Below are 16037 nucleotides of genomic sequence, written 5' to 3' on the forward strand. Positions count from 1 at the left end.
AGCCAGCAAAAACTGACCAGTCCGGGGTATAAATCATAATTGGCACTGGCTTTACAAGCACCCTGTTGAGTTCTCAAAGAACAACCACACACCGATCAAAGCACCACACTCAGTGGAACCCATCTCGGGGCTTTACCACTCCGCGCCCCGGCGCTTTCAGCGCCAGGCACTTTTACTACGTTACCCGCTCGTTTCCACCGTGTCAAACCGATATTTCCCGGTTCGCCATGCTTCACCCGAGTAATGCGGATAGTGTTGCTTGCTCGAGTCCACGATGACGCACGTCGTTGCCGACGTTCGTTTCTGTCGTGGGAAGCCGCAGACCGGCCGATCGCCGCTTCGCGGCTCTCCGCCCGGCTCCTGCCGGCTTCAGAACTCTACCCGGTCGGCTCCGCGTTCGCAACCCCGTTTCCGGAGTGTTCCGCACCGCCCGATCCTCAGTCTCGCTCGGCGTTCCCGCCACGAGCCTGGCGCCCGTTCTCGGCCGGTTTGTCCGGCCTCCCCCGTGCAGAGAGAAAGTTACGCGGACGGCCCGGAGAAGGCAAATCAGGGTTCATCACTGGTTGGAACGAAGACCGTCCACCCGGTCCCCGGCGCAGCCGAGGACGCCGGCCGCCTCGACGTGCCAGAGTGTCAGTCATGGATGAGTCCGGGCACGGTGCCAGGGTGGTCGCCGAGGAGGCACTGCTCGGCCTCATCGGGCCGTTCTGGCAGGTGGTGATCGGTGCGGTCGTGCTGGTCGTACTTGTGCTCTCGGTGGGACGACTGGCTCGACGGGGCAGGTCCCGGATGACCACGGCGTTGCTGGTCACCGCGGCGGCCATCGCCGGCTTCGCGGTGATCGGCGTCCTGCTGGAGGGCTGAGGTTCAGAGCCGGCGGTTGGCCAGGCTGGGCAGCTCGGCGCGGATGGTGGCGAGCCGGTCCAGGTCCAGGTCGACGACGGAGACCCCCGGGCCGTCCGGCACTTGGCTGAGGACCGTCCCCCACGGGTCGACCACCATGCTGCGGCCGAAGCAGGTGCGACCCGGCTCGTGGTCGCCGGTCTGGCCGGCCGCCGCCACGAAACACTGGTTCTCGATCGCCCTGGCCCGCAACAGGACCTCCCAGTGATCCCGCCCGGTGTGCATCATGAACGCGGCCGGAACCACCAGCAGTTGGGCGCCGCCATCGGACGCGAGCAGCCGGTACAGCTCCGGGAAACGCAGGTCGTAGCAGATCGACAGGCCGACCCTCAGCCCCTCGACGTCGACCACCACCGGTTGGGCCCCCGGCGCGACACTCGCCGACTCCCGGTAGGAGACCCGGCCGGGGATCTCCACGTCGTACAGGTGGATTTTGCGATAGCTCGCGGCCAGGCTGCCGGCACGGTCGAAGACCAGCGAGGTGTTCCAGGTGTGGTCCGGGTCCGGACCGGCCTCGTGGAACGAGCCGGCCACCAGCCAGATCCCGAGCCGGCGGGCGACACCGGCGAAGAAGCTGCCCACCTCCCCGTCGACCGGCTCCGGTTCGGGCAACCCAGCGGCAGGACCCAGGTAGTCGACGTACTCCGGGAGGACGGCGAGATCCGCGCCGCCGGCGGCGGCGCGCTCCAGTAGGGCCTCCGCGGCCGTCAGATTGGCCTTACGGTCGTCCCGGGCGTTCAGCTGGCAGACGGCGACACGCATGAGCAAAGGGTACGGCTGGAGGGCGCTCACGGACAGCGTCACGATTTGGTCAGCCGCCCGGTTGGTCATGGGCAGGCGACGCCGAACACAATCACGCCGGCCGCGTCAGGATCGAGCGGCCGGCGTGACGCGGGAAAGATCAGGCGGACTTCTCTTCGCGGTCGCGCCGAGCCCGCCGCCCGGTGAACTCACGCGGCACGATCGTCGGGTTGACGTTCTCCAGGACGACCTCGCGGGTGATCAGCACGCGGGCGGCATCAGGGTTGCTCGGCACCTCGTACATCGCGGAGAGCAGAACCTCCTCGATGATCGCCCGCAGACCACGGGCACCGGTGCCGCGCAGCATCGCCTGATCGGCGATCGCTTCCAACGCCGGCTCGTCGAACTCGAGCTCGACACCGTCCAGCTCGAACAGGCGCTGGTACTGCCGGACCAGGGCGTTGCGCGGCTCGGTGAGGATCCGCACCAGGGCGCTGCGGTCCAGGCTGCGCACGTTGGTGATCACCGGCAGCCGGCCGACGAACTCGGGGATCAGCCCGAACTTGAGCATGTCTTCCGGCATGACCTGACTGAAGATGTCGTCGGTCGACCGCTCGGACACCGACCGGAGTCGGGCGCCGAAGCCGGTGCCGCCCTGCCCGGTGCGGGACTCGATGATCTGGTCGAGACCGGCGAACGCGCCACCGCAGATGAACAGCACGTTCGTGGTGTCGATCTGGATGAACTCCTGGTGTGGGTGCTTGCGGCCACCCTGCGGCGGCACGTTGGCCACAGTGCCCTCAAGCATCTTGAGCAGGGCCTGCTGCACGCCCTCACCGGAGACGTCCCGCGTGATCGACGGATTTTCCGACTTGCGGGCGATCTTGTCGACCTCGTCGATGTAGATGATGCCGGTCTCGGCGCGCTTGATGTCGTAGTCGGCGGCCTGGATCAGCTTGAGGAGGATGTTCTCCACGTCCTCGCCCACGTAGCCCGCCTCGGTCAGCGCGGTGGCGTCGGCGATGGCGAACGGGACGTTCAACATCCGGGCGAGGGTCTGCGCCAGGTGGGTCTTGCCGCACCCCGTCGGGCCGAGCAACAGGATGTTGGACTTGGCCAGCTCGACGGCGTCAGTGCCGGAGCCTGGCGCGCCAGCCGCCTCGGCCTGGATCCGCTTGTAGTGGTTGTAGACCGCTACGGCGAGCGCCTTCTTGGCCTGATCCTGGCCCACGACGTAGGTGTCGAGGAACTGGCAGATCTCCATCGGCTTGGGAAGCTCTTCCCACTTCACCTCGCCGGACTCGGCCAGCTCCTCTTCGATGATCTCGTTGCAGAGATCGATGCACTCGTCGCAGATGTAGACCCCTGGGCCCGCGATGAGCTTCTTGACCTGCTTCTGCGACTTGCCGCAGAAGGAGCATTTCAGTAGGTCGCCGCCGTCACCGATCCGTGCCACCTACGTTCTCCCTGCACTCATCGGCCGGAGACCCGGCCCTGACCTGCGGACGTTGCGCGCCGTCCGGCTTAGTTCGCGCCGCCGGCCCAACCGGCGAAGCGGTACGGACCCGACGTTACCCGCTGGCGGGACATTCTCCGACCCCCAAAACGGGTGTGTCAGAGGTCGGCCGGGAACGATGGCCCCGGCCAACCTCTGACCCGGTTCAGCTCAGCGGGCGGCGTTGGCCGCCAGCAGACCCTTCTTACGACTGGTCAGGATCGTGTCGACCAGCCCGTACTCCTTGGACTCCTCGGCCGTCATGATCTTGTCACGGTCGATGTCCTTGCGAACCTGCTCGATCGGGCGGTTGCAGTGGCGGGACAGCATGTCCTCCAGCTGCGTACGCATCCGCAGGATCTCCCGGGCCTGGATCTCGATGTCCGAGCCCTGCCCGTAGCCGCCCTCGGTGGCCGGCTGGTGGATGATGATCCGCGAGTTTGGCAGGGCCATCCGCTTACCCGGGGTGCCCGCCGAGAGCAGCACCGCCGCCGCGCTCGCCGCCTGCCCGAGGCAGACCGTCGAGATGTCCGGACGGACGTACTGCATGGTGTCGTAGATCGCCGTCATGGCGGTGAACGACCCACCCGGCGAGTTGATGTACATGATGATGTCGCGGTCGGGATCGGTGCCCTCGAGCGTCAGCAGCTGGGCCATCACGTCGTTTGCCGACGCGTCGTCCACCTGGACGCCGAGGAAGATGATCCGGTCCTCGAAGAGCTTGTTGTACGGGTTCGACTCCTTGACCCCGTACGACGTGCGCTCGACGAACGACGGCAGCACGTAGCGGTTGTGCACGGCCGCGAACTGGGGCGGCAGGCTCAGATCGGTCATCGTCAGCTCCTCAGCTCAGGGTCCCGGCGCCATCCGGAACCTGTGCGGCCCCGATGATCACCTTGTCGATGAAGCCGTAGTCCATGGCCTCCTGGGCGGTGAACCAACGGTCCCGGTCCGAGTCGGCCTCGATCTGCGACTGGCTCTGGCCGGTGTGGTGCGCGACCCGCTCCTGGAACATCCGCTTCGTGTAGAGCATCTGCTCCGCCTGGATGGCGATGTCGGACGCCGTGCCGCCCAGACCACCGGACGGCTGGTGCATCATGATCCGTGCGTGGGGCAGGGCGTAACGCTTGCCCTTGGTGCCCGCGCAGAGCAGCAGCTGGCCCATCGAGGCAGCCATGCCCATCGCCACGGTCGACACGTCGTTGTCGATGAACTGCATGGTGTCGTAGATCGCCATGCCGGAGTAGACCGAGCCACCCGGCGAGTTGATCCACAGGTTGATGTCGCGGTCCGGGTCCTCCGCGGCGAGCAGCAGCAGCTGCGCGCAGATGCGGTTGGCGACCTGGTCGGTCACCTCACTGCCCAGGAAGATGATGCGCTCCTTGAGCAACCGGTTGTAGACCGAGTCGTCGAGGTTGCCAATGGAGTCGCCACCGCGCGCGTCAATCGCCCGGAGCGACTTCTTGGGGATGTGCATGTCGGTCATGGCAGCCCTTCGCTCTCCGTACCGTCTTTCCCGACACTAACCGCTGTGCGGGGCGGCAGAGTCCCGGTCGGGGCAGTGTTCGCTCTCAGCGCAGCTGTGTCGGGCGTACCCGCGGCGCGGGCTTCCGGGCGTACCCGGCAGTGCTTGCTGCCCGGGCGTACCCGGAAAGGGAGACGGCCGCCGTTCGCCGCTGAGCGGCGGACGGCGGCCGCACCCGACGATCAGTGGTCGTGGTTGTGCTCCGCCTCGTTGGCGGCGCGCAGGGCGTCGAGGGTGATCCCGTTGCCGGCCGAGTCCTTGATCGTGATCTTCTCCATGACGGCCGCGAGCGCCTTGCCCCGCCGCACGTCGCCGAAGACCGCGGCGGCCGCGCCGGAGCGCACCAGCTGGTCGTAGTACTGCTGCGGGGCCATCCCGGCACGCTGCGCCCGGTGCACGATCTCGTGCCCGAACTCGTCGTCGGAGACCTGCACGTCCTCCGCGTCGGCAAGCGTGTCCAGCAGGAGCTGGACCTTGACGCCCTCGGTCGCCGCCTCGGTCAACTCGGCGTCGATCTGCTCCTCGGTCTTGTCCTCGGCCGCGAGGTACTCCTCCATCGAGGCGCCGATCCGCTCCAGCTGGTCGACCATCGCCTGCTTGCGGCTCTCGACCTCCTCGCGGACGACACCCTCCGGGGCCGGGATGTCGGCGGCCTCGACGAGCTGGGCCAGTGCCTTGTCCCGAGCGGCGTAGATCTGCTCGACCTGCTTGCCCTGGGTGACCCGCGCCCGCAGGTCGCCGCGCAGCTCCTCGATCGTGTCGAACTCGCTCGCCATCTGGGCGAACTCGTCGTTCAGCTCCGGCAGCTCCTTCTCCTTGACCGTGCGCACGGTCACCGCCACGTCGGCGTCCCGACCGGCGAAGTCGCCGCCGACCAACTGGGTGGTGAAGGTGGTGTCCTCACCGGCGGCGAGGCCGACCACGGCCTCGTCCAGGCCCGGCAGGAGCTGCTTGCTGCCCACCTCGTGGGAGATGTTGCTCGCCTGGCCGCCCGGCACGTCCTCGCCGTCGACGGTGGCGTTGAGGTCGATCTGGACGTAGTCGCCCTCGACGGCGGCCCGCTCGACGGTCTTGAGGGTCGCGAAACGCTCCCGCAGGTTCTTCACCTGCTCGTCGATCTCGCTCTCGTCGATCTGCAGCTCGTCGACGGTCACCTCGATGGTGCTCGCGTCCGGGATGGTGATCTCCGGGCGGACGTCGACCTCGGCCGTGAAGTTCAGCGAGTCACCGTCGTTGAACTCGGTGATCTCGACCTCGGGGCGCCCCAGCGTCTTCAGGTCGTGCTCACGCACCGCGGCGAGGATGTTCTCCGGGATGGCCTCCTGGACCGCCTCGTTGAGGACGGTGCCCCGGCCCACCCGCTGGTCGATCACAGCGGTCGGCACCTTGCCCCGGCGGAAGCCCGGAACCTGGACCTGCGAACCGATCTCCCGGTACGCCTTCTTGAGGCTCGGCTCGAGCTCGACGAACGGCACCTCGATGGCGAGCCGCACGCGCGTCGGGCTCAGAGTCTCGACGGTGCTCTTCACAGGCGTACTCCTTGACGGATCTCAGTTGAGTCTGGGCGTGATTCAGCCCATCGAGTGTAGGCGAGCCGGCCTGACGCTCCGGCATCGCCCGGGGGCCGCACTGGGCGGCACCCGGGGCGGCCCGGCCGCGGACGACAGTCGGGGTGGCGGGATTTGAACCCACGGCCCCTCGCTCCCAAAGCGAGTGCGCTACCAAGCTGCGCCACACCCCGTGGCGACGTGCAGTCTATGCCGTCGCCACGCCTCAGTCGGTGCCGGGGCATCAGCCACCCGGACAGAACCCCCGAAAATTACCATTCCACCCAGCAGGTGAGACCACTACATCCCGGATCCTGCGGGGATCGTGGACCGCCGTACCGCCGGGTCGGGGACGATGCGGCACCGCGGGGCGGTGGCGCGGTTACGCGTCAGGCATCGGCATTGGGTACGCTAGGGGCGCGTCCTGCTTCGGCGGGATGCACGCGGGCGTAGCTCAATGGTAGAGCTTCAGTCTTCCAAACTGACTACGCGAGTTCGATTCTCGTCGCCCGCTCCAACGCCCTCCGGCCCTGGTCGGAGGGCGCTTTGGCATAACGGACGCTACGGTCGCAGATCCGGTCCGGGCCGGACGGCGAGGGCGAGGCGGCGGGCCGTCTCGACTGGTCGGTGGCAGCGGGCGCAGCTCGCCAGGCGTTCGATGTTCGCCGATACGGCCGCTGTGCAGACGATGGCGGACGAACGAGACTGTGGCCATGTCACCCGGTGCTGAGGGCGCCCCGCGCGGGCAGGTCGTCGCTGCCGCTCTGCTCATCGTCGCTGGCGTGCTCGTCCTCCTCGTCCCAGCCGGCGACGAGGGCAGAGTTCTCGTGCCCATCAGCGAGGGTCACGGGTTGTCCGCAGTGGACGGGGTCGGCGCAACGCTGCTGGCGTGCGGCGGCACCTGGCTGGAGGTGCTGGTGGTACGACGCATGCCGTACCTCGCCCTGCCCCCACGGGCCCTGTTCGCACTCGGCCTCCTGGCCGGTCTCGGCGTGGGCCTCCTGGTCGCCTCGGTCTTCTCGGGATTCTTCTGGTGGTGGGCCGTCGGTGCCACCACGCTGGGCGTCGCCGTTCTCGTCCTGGTGCCCCTCACGGCACGCCGCTGAGGAAGACGTGTCGCGTACGGGTCGCGGGACTGGCTCTTGACACACAGCAAGGCCCAGGTGGACCGCTTAGTGGCGGCACCTGGACCCACTCGGCGAGGCCGAGTCGCCGTGTCACTTCAGGTGGAACCGTTCGTCGACAGCGAGAGCCGCCAACTGCGGCACGGAGAACGGCAGCTTCGTCAACGCCGGCCGGCTCTCGTCGAGCCGCACGCCCTGCGCCACGTAGACCACCACGCCGTCCGGGTGCCGGTACGCCGACCACTGGTCGAGCCGATCGTCGCTGCCCGATCGGACCACCACGCCGACCCGCGTCGTGCCAACGGTCTCCACCTGACACTCGCCCCGCATGCCCCAGAAGGTCTGGGCCAGCGCGCACGGCTCGGTCGGCAGCGGGGTGCCGGCGTCGTGCACCTCGACGATCACGCGCCCGGTGCCCTTGTTCTGCGCCACGGCGACCGAGGAGGAGTAGCTCCACACGTCGACGCCGTTCACCTTGTCCTCGAACTGCGCCTGGTGCGTCCGCAGCGTCCGCTGCTCGGTGGACTGGTTCGGCGGGTCCTCCGGCGTGGTGTAGCCGGCGGGTACCACCGAGACAGCCTCTGTGAGCAGCCGGGCGCCCTGGTCGTACTTTGATCCGGCCCGCGCGGTCCGGTCCTCCTGCGGTTGACCGTCCGGCCCGGTCGGCCACGGCTCCTTGGTGTCCCCCGACGCGTCAGGAGTCGCCCGTGGCCACTGGCCCGCCGGTTGGTAGACGTGCCCGTCCGGAGTGGCGACGGCCGCGAACCCGGTGACCGCCAGCACCACAGCCGCCGATCCGAGGGACGCCCACACCGCGCGTCGGCGGAAGTGCGTCCGCCGTGCCGCGCCGAGCGCCGCTGTCGTACTCAATGGTGGTGGCGGGGTTGTGCCCGCCATCTCACTGCGCAGTCCCTCGCGCAACTCTTCCTCGTTCATCGCTCCCCCATCTCGATCCCGCTGTAGGTGGGGCTCAGAAGGCCGCGCAACGTGTCGAGCCCGCGTGCCGCCTGGCTCTTCACCGTCCCTGGAGAACACTCCAGCAGCGCCGCGACGTCCTCGACCGACAGGTCCTCCCAGTACCGCAGAACCAGCACGGCCCGCTGACGCGGTGCCACCCGGGCCAGCGCCTGGAGCAGCACCAGTCGGCTCTCCGGCGAGTCGGGCGGGGCCACCTGCTCGGCGTCCTCGCCACCCACCCGCTCACGCCGCCACCAGCCGCGGCGGCGCTCGTCGAGGAAGGTCCGGATCAGGATCTGGCGCAGGTAGCTGTCGAGCACCTCGTGCCGCGAGATCCGGTTCCAGACCCGGTAGAGCTTGACGAACGCGGTCTGGACCAGGTCTTCGGCCCGGTGCCAGTCGCCGCACAGCAGGTACGCGGTGCCGCGCATGGCACCGGACCGTGCCGCAAAGTACTCGGCGAACGCCTTGTCGCGATCGCTCATTCAGGCCTCCGATCCCCGTTTCGAGTTAGTCACGCGGGGTCTGACCCAGAGGGTTGCTCCGGAACTCGCGGACCTGTCACGGAATCAACGCCGGAAAGGCGAGGAGGACGCCTGCCCGCCTTGACAGGTGTCGATCTGTGCACTGGTGTAAGGACCAAGCACATCGACGTCCGTCACAGGAGGGCACATGATCGTCCGACGACGGTGGACAGCTGCAGCCACCACAGTGATCCTGTTCAGCGCAGTGTTGTCCCATCCCGCTTCCGGCGCGGCGGCGCCCGCCGCCCCGGCCGCCCCGATCACCCTGAGCGCCACCGAGACCGCCCTGGTCCGAGTCCAGCTCCGCGATCAGGCCCAACTGGACCGGCTCGTCGCCACCGGCGCGGACCTGGCCAACCGGCCCCGCGCCCGGGACGGCCGGATCCTCGCCGACCTGGTGCTCAGCGGCACGCAGCTCGCCGAGTTGACAGCGCAGGGCGCGACGGCCGTGCAGATCGTGCAGCGCGCCGGGGACGGCAACCGGCACTACGCCGACAGTGTCCGCGCGGCGCAGGCCCGTACCGCCGCCGGACTGCGTACACCGGCCGCTGGCCAGCGGTCCACCGCCGCCGCCGTGGACACCCTCCAGGTGCAGCAGGCGTACTGGTGGACCACGTCCGGACAGACCTTCCTGCAGGCCCAGGTGGCCACCACCGCCACCGACGACCCGGATGTGGAGATCACCGTCAGCTGGCGGACGGCGGACGGCGCCACCGGCTCGTTCCCGCTCTACCGGTTCGAGGACTCCGGCGAGTACCAGTACCACTACAACCTTCCCCAGCCGGTGCCGAGCCGGCCGGTTCAGTTGACCGCCACCTCCAGCCTCGGCGGGGTCAGCCGGGCGGTCACCCCGACGCTCTGGCCGAACGCCTCCCCGCCGCCGCTGCCGGCCGGCTACCAGAAGGACTTCATCGACGCGTACCTCACGCCCGTGGACATCCAGGCGCGGATCAAGCGGCTGGCCCGCCAGTACCGGGACCTGGTGGACGTGATCGACCTGCCGAACAAGACCCAGGGCTACCGGCGCACCGCCGCCGGCTACCTGGGCGATCCGGCGGTGGCCGCCCTGGTGGTCGAGTCGGTTCGCTTCGGCGACCAGAACATGAACGGCGTACAGGTGCGGACGGTCGACCCGGGTCGGGCGAACCGGCCACTGACCGTCGGTCACCGCGACCGGGTCCTCACCGTGTCGCTGGAAACCGACACCGCGGGCAAGACGGTGAGCACCACCGACGAGGTCGCGGCGGCGATCAACGCCCGTCAACCGGACCGGTTCCGGGCCACCGTCGAGGACGGCTCGGCCGGACTGCCGATGCCCGTCGCCGGCCCCACCCGACTCGACGACGGCCTCCAGGGCACCGAGGTGCCGGCGCGGCCGTGGACGGTGCAGGCGCTGCGCCTCGGCGTCCACCGGGACGGCTCCCGGGTCGGGGTGCTCGCGTACTCCCAGGAACACGCCCGGGAGTGGGCCACCCCACTGGTGACGCTGGAGTTCGCCGAGCGGATGCTGGCCAACGCCCGGACCGACCCGGCGACCCGTGAGCTGCTGGAACAGGTCGACATCTTCGTCATCCCGACCGTCAACCCGGACGGCGCGAACTACTCGTTCAACGACTTCAACTTCCAGCGCAAGAACCTGGTCAACCACTGCACCGGGGCGGCCCGCGACCCGAAGAACCGCACCTCGTGGGGCGTCGACATCAACCGCAACTACACCGTCGGGTCGTACTTCGACGGCTACGTGGGCGCCAGCGCCAACTGCCTGTCCGGCACCTACGCGGGCACCGCCGAGCTGTCCGAGGCGGAGAGCGGCAACGTGATCGCGCTCGCCAAGGACCACCCGAACATCAAGTTCGCGATGAACGTGCACTCCTACGGCGGGTACTTCATGTGGCCGCCGGGGGCGTACCGGGCCGACGGTCGGGTCACCCTGCCGCGGCCGTCGATCGACGAGTCGACGCTGTTCCTCAACAGCGCCCGGCGGATCGTCGGCGCCATCGCGCAGGAACGCGGCACCGTCACCTGGCCGTCGCAGACCGGACCGGTCGCCGACGTGCTCTACTCCGCAGCCGGCAACTCGGCCGACCAGCTCTACTACGAGTTGGGCATCTTCGCCTGGGACTTCGAGGTCGGCAACGACCGGTGGAACCCGGCGACCAACCAGTGGGAGGGCGTCGGCTTCCAGCCGCCGTTCGACGAGGCGCACGGCGAATCCCAGGAGTACGCCGGCGGGCTGGTGGAGATGGTCCGGGTGGCCCGCGACTACGCCGCCGCCGAATCCGCCGGGTGATCCCCTCGGCGGTGCCGCGTCCACTCGTCGGGGCGCGGCACCGTCGGTCGGATTTCACCCGTTTCCACCAAGTACCTGGTGGGTAGGGCCTGTCCATGGACACGAACACCACGGCCCACCTGGTGGGCGGCCCCCGAGACGGCAGCACCCACGAGACCGGTAACGAGGCACTCGTCGAGGTGGAGATCGACGGCCTGATGCACCGCTACATCAAGACCACCAAGCAGCACGACGATGGTCGACCGCTCTACAACTACGACGGGGCGGTCGCCCCGGACGGCGGCGAGCCCGGCGTCGAGGACCCGGCCGCCCGGGTCGCGTCGCCCTGAGCCGACGCCGAGGGGCACGGCGGCACCCACTGACCGCCGCACCACGAAGCCCTCGAAGGGGGTAGCGGTCGGAGCGGCCGTCCACGGATGAACCGCGGCCGGCCGGGTAAGTAGCGACCTTGCCTGGTGGGGAGACGACCGGGTGCACGGGTGGGCGGTCACGGACCGGCCCGCCCGTGCACGCTCCGGTCAGTTCGAGGAGATCCAGTTCCAGGCCGAGACGACCCACTCGGTCTGCTGGAGCCACGCCACCCCGAGGCCGGCGAGGAACACCGCCGTCGCCAGGTGGGCACCACGGGCGCTGCGCCGGACCCGGCCCAACTGCCGCTCCAGCACCACCCGGCCGACCAGCCGGAACAGGGCGAACAGGCCGACCGCCACCAGCAGGCTGAGCACCAGCACCAGCAGCGGGCCGCTCAGGTCACCCTGGCCGGACAGCGCCCAGATCCCCCAGCACACGAACGCGAAGAGGCCAGCCGCCGCGCTCCACTCACCGCCGCGCCGCAGTTGCGCCATCCGCGAGCTCAGCGAGCGGCGGGGCGCCGGTTCACCGGGCCAACCGGCGCCGGTCGGCTCCTGCTCGACCACCGGGAACGGCTCCGTCCGCGGGGTGCGCGGCTGACCCACCGGGGCGACCCCCCGGCGGAACCCGTCGCGCTGCGGCGGCACCCCGACGCCGGCCTGCGGTGGCACCTCCACGGTCCGCTCCGCCCACGGCTGCGTCTGGTCTGCCATCTCGTCCTCCCCCTGACCGACGGCAACAGCACCGCCTGGATTCGAGGGTAGCCAGCCGGCAAATCGGTCGCCGACCCCGGCCAGGACGCGAGGCGGCGCGACGGTGCCGGATCTGACCCGACCGGGGTACGGTCGGCTGATGGGTGACCCCGACCGACGACGGCGACGGCTGCGCCACCACGCCGACACCGAGACGGCCAGACCGGGCGCCGCCGGCCCGACGGCCAGACCGGGTGCCGAGGGCCCGACGGCCAGCACGCCGGGCGTGCACGACGGTGACGACCCGCCGCCGCGACGCAGGGGCACGGGCGGCGACGAGCGCGACGGCGAGCGGGGGCTGCGCGGGTTGGTTGGATCCGGCTCGTCCCAGGTGGGGCTCAGCGCCGCGCTACGGGCCCGGGATGCGGCCCGCCCCACCGACGACGACCTGGCCGAGGCGGAAGCCCGGGTGGTGGTCGTCCGGCGCAACTGGGTGCCCCGCGAGGAGCTGCCCCGCTCGCCGCGCTGAGCGCCGCACGGGTCAGGGCAGGGCTGGCAGCTTCCGGGTCCCCTCGTACTCGGCCACCTGGGCGATCCGCCGAGCGTGCCGCTCGTTGCCGGAGAACGGCGTGTTCAGGAACGCCTCGACGATGCCGGTCGCCTCGTCCAGTGTGTGCTGACGAGCACCGATGGCGACCACGTTCGCGTCGTTGTGCTGGCGGGCCAGCTGAGCGGTCTCGACACTCCAGGCCAGCGCGGCGCGGACGCCGGCGACCTTGTTGGCGGCGATCTGCTCACCGTTGCCGGAGCCACCGATGACCACTCCGAGGCCCGTCTCGTCGGCCACCACCTGGTCGCCGGTGTGCAGGCAGAACGTGGGGTAGTCGTCGTTCGGGTCGTAGCCGTGCGGGCCGACGTCGACCACGTCGTACCCCTGCATGGCCAGGTGGTTGGCCAGGTGCACCTTCAACTCGAAACCGGCGTGATCGGATCCCAGGTAGACGCGCATACCGGGCAGTCTCTCAGGCCGCGCTCGGGGACGTCACACGGGCGGCATCCCCGAGCCGGGTTCGTCACACGGTCGTGGGGGTGGCGCTCAACGCGGCAGCTCGGCGACGACCAGACCGCCGCGCGCCTTCGGGGTGAACCAGGTGCTCTTGCGGGGCATCTTCTCCCTGGCCAGGTTGACCGCGACGAAATCCGCCACGGTGACCGGCGCGATCAGGATGGCCAACTCGGCCCGCCCGGCGTCGACCTCACCGGTGAGCCAGCTCGCCGGGTAGTCACCGCCGACGTAGGTGATCCGCTTGTCGCCCGGGTCCAGACCGAGAGCGTCGCGCAGCACCAGCCGCTCGACCAGGGCGTGGTCCAGGTTTTCCAGGCGGGCGGAGGCGGTGGCGGGCAGGCGCACCGCGTACCCCTGGCCGTCGAGGCGCAGGTGCACGGTGCCGCCGTCCGCCGGAACCTCGACCGGGCCGTCGATCGGCGTGACCTCGGCGCCCGCGGCCCGCAGCCGGTCGAGCAGCTCGGCCGGGGTGGTGGTCAGCTCACTGACCAGCCGGTTGTACGGCTGGATGGCCACCGACGCGGGGGTGGTGACCACCGCCAGGAAGCGCGGCAGCCCCCCGGTCTGGGCGGCCAGGCTGCGGTGGTTGCCGTCCGCGACGACCAGGTCCCCGCCACCGGCGAGAGCGGTCAGCTCGTCCTGCTCCGGGCCGGGGCCGAGCAGCCAGATGGCGTGGGTGCGCCCCGCCTGGTCGGTGTCGGTAGCGGCGGGCGCGCCGGCCGCGTCGCTCGCCGCCGCGAGCGCGGCGTGCAGCTCGTCGCCACGCCCGGTCTGCAGCAGGAGTACGGGTGAGAGCAGGTGACCCAACGCGTCGGCCAGTGCCACCCGCTCGCGCACCTTGGCGATGAAGACATCCTCGTTGCGGATGACCAGGCCGGGCTCGTCCGCCCGGGTGGAGATCTGGTCGGTGTCCACCATCGCGAACAGCCCGTACGCCGGCTCCTCACCGGGTGCGCTGATCCGGTAGAGCACCACCACCTGCTCGGCGGGGGTGTAACTGCCGTCGGCCTTGGCCTCGGCGAGGCGGGCCACCGCGTCCGGCAGCGCGTCGAGGAACGACTTGCCCAGGCTCTGCGGGGCGCGGTGCGGCATCTCGATGCCGAGAGCGCTGTGCGGGTTCGACTCGATGATCGCGGTGATCTCCGCGTCGTCAGCGAACTCGTCGTAGTTTTGCGCGCCGGTGCCGCCAGTGGTGACCCAGGCCCGGGTGATCGGATGCACGACCGTCATGCCCACTGACGCTACCGGCGACGGTGTCGCCGCCGACGGGGACCCGCGAGGCGTCCACCAGATGAAAGCGTCGGGTCGGGCTCCGGGTGGTCAGCCGGCGCGGTCGGAGGCGCCCCGGCGGTGCTTACCCGCGCTCGCCGGCCCACCGTTGCCGCGTCGACCGGTCCCGATCGGCCCGGTGTTCAGGGCGCGGCGGGGCGCGGCGGGTGGCCCCGGCACGGGACGGTCCGGGGGCGGCGTCGGAACGGGCCGCGGGCTCAGCGGCGGCGTCGGCACCGGGCGCGGTGGAGCCGGCGCCGGCGGCGGGGGCGCCGGTTCGGCCGGTGCCGCCCCCGACGGCACCAGCGCCGGCGGGCGCTCGCCCTGCCCGGCCTGCTGCCGTTGCTGCTGGTCGCCGTCCGCGTCGGTCGGCGCGGCGTCGACGGGCGACGGCAGCGGGTCGATCGACGCGGGCGGGGTGAGCCGGGAGGTCACCGGGACCCGCGCCACGCCCACCACGATGGGCGGCGCGAGCAGATCCACCAGGTGCGCTGGTAGGTCAGGGCGGACCGTCGGCCAACGGGAGTCGTCAACGGACCAGTAGTCCGCGCCAGGACTCTCGATCACCCCCTGCCGGGTCAACTGATCGTCACCGGACGCACGGTGCTTGGCCATCGGGATTTGCCTCCACGAACTGCGGCGTGCGGCCCTGCGGGTCGCTGCGGCGGACACCGAGGGAAACGACGCCGCCCGCCTCCCGGTGACGCCACGACCGTCCGCCGACCTCGGCAGCCGAGCAGAAACGCCCCCGTCCGCGCTGCTGACGCAGCACGGACGGGGGCGCGGTGGTCATCGCTCAGTCGAAGATCGGGTCCTGCTCGCGGGTGCGCTTGAGCTCGTAGAAGCCCGGGGTCCCTGCGACCAGCAGCACGCCGTCCCAGAGGCGGCCGGCGGCCTCCCCCTTCGGAGCCGGGGTGATCACCGGGCCGAAGAACGCGACAGGGGTGCCGTCCGGGCCGGGCGCGTGCACGACCGGAGTGCCCACGTCCTGCCCGACCGGGCGCATGCCCGCCTCGTGGCTGGCCCGCAGCGCCTCGTCGTAGTCGGTGCTGTCGGCGGCGGCGGCCAGCGCCGGATCGAGGCCGACCTCGGTGAGCGCGGCGACGTACAGCTCCTGACCCCGCTCCTGCTTCTGCAGGTGGATCCGCGTGCCGAGCGCGGTGTAGAGCGGGCGCAGCACGTCGTTGCCGTGCAGCTGCTCGGCGGCGATGCAGACCCGCACCGGGCCCCAGGCGGTCTTCAGGAACTCCTTGTACTCCTCGGACAGCTCGTCCCGGCCGTCGTTGAGCACGGCCAGGCTCATCACGTGGAAGCGGATGTCCACGTCCCGGACCTGCTCGACCTCAAGCAGCCAGCGGGAGGTGATCCAGGCCCACGGGCAGGCCGGGTCGAACCACATGTCGGCGGTGACACGCTCGGTCACGGCGAGATCCTTTCGCGACGGGTGGCGCCGGCAGCGGTCGGCGTCTCAGGAGAATCTTCACCCCGCAGCGCATCGACCGGCACCCGAATGAGAGCGTGACCTCGGCCACCGCGGGCTGCCCGTACATGGA

Annotated in this window: 18 protein-coding genes and 2 tRNA genes; 6 read left to right on the forward strand and 14 right to left on the reverse strand. The window is 70.3% G+C overall.

Annotated elements, in window-relative coordinates:
• Nucleotides 1-639 precede the first annotated feature (639 nt).
• Entirely contained in the window at nt 640-864 is a 225-nt protein-coding gene (locus ABZU74_RS22330) for a hypothetical protein (protein ID WP_030333540.1), read from the forward strand.
• Between the two features lie 3 nt (nt 865-867).
• Here the strand turns inward: ABZU74_RS22330 and ABZU74_RS22335 are convergent, their stop codons facing one another.
• From ABZU74_RS22335 to ABZU74_RS22360, 6 genes are all read right to left on the reverse strand, one after another.
• Entirely contained in the window at nt 868-1665 is a 798-nt protein-coding gene (locus ABZU74_RS22335) for a carbon-nitrogen hydrolase family protein (protein WP_355427009.1), read from the reverse strand.
• A gap of 139 nt (nt 1666-1804) precedes the next feature.
• Nucleotides 1805-3100: an ATP-dependent Clp protease ATP-binding subunit ClpX gene (gene clpX, locus ABZU74_RS22340; protein WP_355427012.1), complete on the reverse strand. Its 1296-nt coding sequence runs from the start codon at nt 3098-3100 to the stop codon at nt 1805-1807.
• Between the two features lie 210 nt (nt 3101-3310).
• Entirely contained in the window at nt 3311-3973 is a 663-nt protein-coding gene (locus tag ABZU74_RS22345) for an ATP-dependent Clp protease proteolytic subunit (RefSeq protein WP_030333536.1), read from the reverse strand.
• A 10-nt stretch (nt 3974-3983) separates the two neighbouring features.
• Complete coding sequence (locus ABZU74_RS22350; protein WP_007464111.1) at nt 3984-4625, reverse strand: ATP-dependent Clp protease proteolytic subunit; 642 nt, start codon at nt 4623-4625, stop codon at nt 3984-3986.
• 221 nt (nt 4626-4846) lie between these two features.
• Nucleotides 4847-6193 (reverse strand): trigger factor, encoded by a 1347-nt coding sequence (gene tig, locus ABZU74_RS22355; protein ID WP_355427015.1) that lies wholly within the window; start codon nt 6191-6193, stop codon nt 4847-4849.
• A 138-nt stretch (nt 6194-6331) separates the two neighbouring features.
• A tRNA-Pro gene (locus ABZU74_RS22360) sits at nt 6332-6405 on the reverse strand.
• A 249-nt stretch (nt 6406-6654) separates the two neighbouring features.
• Here ABZU74_RS22360 and ABZU74_RS22365 point away from each other — a divergent pair.
• Nucleotides 6655-6728: transfer RNA gene (locus ABZU74_RS22365), tRNA-Gly, on the forward strand.
• Nucleotides 6729-6927: 199 nt separating this feature from the next.
• Here ABZU74_RS22365 and ABZU74_RS22370 read toward each other — a convergent pair.
• Nucleotides 6928-7059 carry a hypothetical protein gene (locus ABZU74_RS22370; protein ID WP_355427018.1) on the reverse strand — a complete coding sequence of 44 codons (132 nt, stop codon included), beginning with the start codon at nt 7057-7059 and terminating at the stop codon, nt 6928-6930.
• Nucleotides 7060-7062: 3 nt separating this feature from the next.
• Here ABZU74_RS22370 and ABZU74_RS22375 point away from each other — a divergent pair, with 3 nt between their 5' ends.
• Nucleotides 7063-7317 (forward strand): hypothetical protein, encoded by a 255-nt coding sequence (locus ABZU74_RS22375; protein ID WP_355427021.1) that lies wholly within the window; start codon nt 7063-7065, stop codon nt 7315-7317.
• A 111-nt stretch (nt 7318-7428) separates the two neighbouring features.
• On the opposite strand, the gene ABZU74_RS22380 is transcribed toward ABZU74_RS22375, so the two are convergent.
• Nucleotides 7429-8271, reverse strand: a complete 843-nt coding sequence (locus ABZU74_RS22380) for a hypothetical protein (protein WP_355427024.1) — start codon at nt 8269-8271, stop codon at nt 7429-7431.
• The gene (locus tag ABZU74_RS22385; RefSeq protein WP_355427027.1) at nt 8268-8777 is read right to left on the reverse strand and encodes a SigE family RNA polymerase sigma factor; all 510 of its coding nucleotides are present in this window, start codon (nt 8775-8777) and stop codon (nt 8268-8270) included. The genes ABZU74_RS22380 and ABZU74_RS22385 overlap by 4 nt, the downstream gene beginning before the upstream one ends.
• A gap of 187 nt (nt 8778-8964) precedes the next feature.
• Here ABZU74_RS22385 and ABZU74_RS22390 point away from each other — a divergent pair, with 187 nt between their 5' ends.
• Together ABZU74_RS22390 and ABZU74_RS22395 are read left to right on the forward strand one after the other, a co-directional pair.
• Nucleotides 8965-11106: a M14 family zinc carboxypeptidase gene (locus ABZU74_RS22390; protein WP_355427030.1), complete on the forward strand. Its 2142-nt coding sequence runs from the start codon at nt 8965-8967 to the stop codon at nt 11104-11106.
• A gap of 95 nt (nt 11107-11201) precedes the next feature.
• Entirely contained in the window at nt 11202-11435 is a 234-nt protein-coding gene (locus ABZU74_RS22395; protein WP_355427033.1) for a hypothetical protein, read from the forward strand.
• 189 nt (nt 11436-11624) lie between these two features.
• Here the strand turns inward: ABZU74_RS22395 and ABZU74_RS22400 are convergent, their stop codons facing one another.
• Nucleotides 11625-12170 carry a hypothetical protein gene (locus tag ABZU74_RS22400; protein WP_355427036.1) on the reverse strand — a complete coding sequence of 182 codons (546 nt, stop codon included), beginning with the start codon at nt 12168-12170 and terminating at the stop codon, nt 11625-11627.
• A 139-nt stretch (nt 12171-12309) separates the two neighbouring features.
• Between ABZU74_RS22400 and ABZU74_RS22405 the strand changes: the two genes are divergently transcribed.
• Complete coding sequence (locus tag ABZU74_RS22405) at nt 12310-12678, forward strand: hypothetical protein (protein ID WP_355427039.1); 369 nt, start codon at nt 12310-12312, stop codon at nt 12676-12678.
• Between the two features lie 12 nt (nt 12679-12690).
• On the opposite strand, the gene ABZU74_RS22410 is transcribed toward ABZU74_RS22405, so the two are convergent.
• The 4 genes from ABZU74_RS22410 to ABZU74_RS22425 form a co-directional block, all read right to left on the reverse strand.
• The gene (locus ABZU74_RS22410; RefSeq protein WP_355427042.1) at nt 12691-13158 is read right to left on the reverse strand and encodes a ribose-5-phosphate isomerase; all 468 of its coding nucleotides are present in this window, start codon (nt 13156-13158) and stop codon (nt 12691-12693) included.
• 87 nt (nt 13159-13245) lie between these two features.
• Nucleotides 13246-14445 (reverse strand): DUF1015 family protein, encoded by a 1200-nt coding sequence (locus ABZU74_RS22415; RefSeq protein ID WP_355427044.1) that lies wholly within the window; start codon nt 14443-14445, stop codon nt 13246-13248.
• Nucleotides 14446-14535: 90 nt separating this feature from the next.
• Entirely contained in the window at nt 14536-15099 is a 564-nt protein-coding gene (locus ABZU74_RS22420) for a hypothetical protein (RefSeq protein ID WP_355427047.1), read from the reverse strand.
• 181 nt (nt 15100-15280) lie between these two features.
• The gene (locus ABZU74_RS22425; protein ID WP_355427050.1) at nt 15281-15907 is read right to left on the reverse strand and encodes a disulfide bond formation protein DsbA; all 627 of its coding nucleotides are present in this window, start codon (nt 15905-15907) and stop codon (nt 15281-15283) included.
• Nucleotides 15908-16037: the final 130 nt, after the last annotated feature.

This window comes from Micromonospora sp. NPDC005171 (genome assembly GCF_040608575.1).
Taxonomy (GTDB): domain Bacteria; phylum Actinomycetota; class Actinomycetes; order Mycobacteriales; family Micromonosporaceae; genus Micromonospora.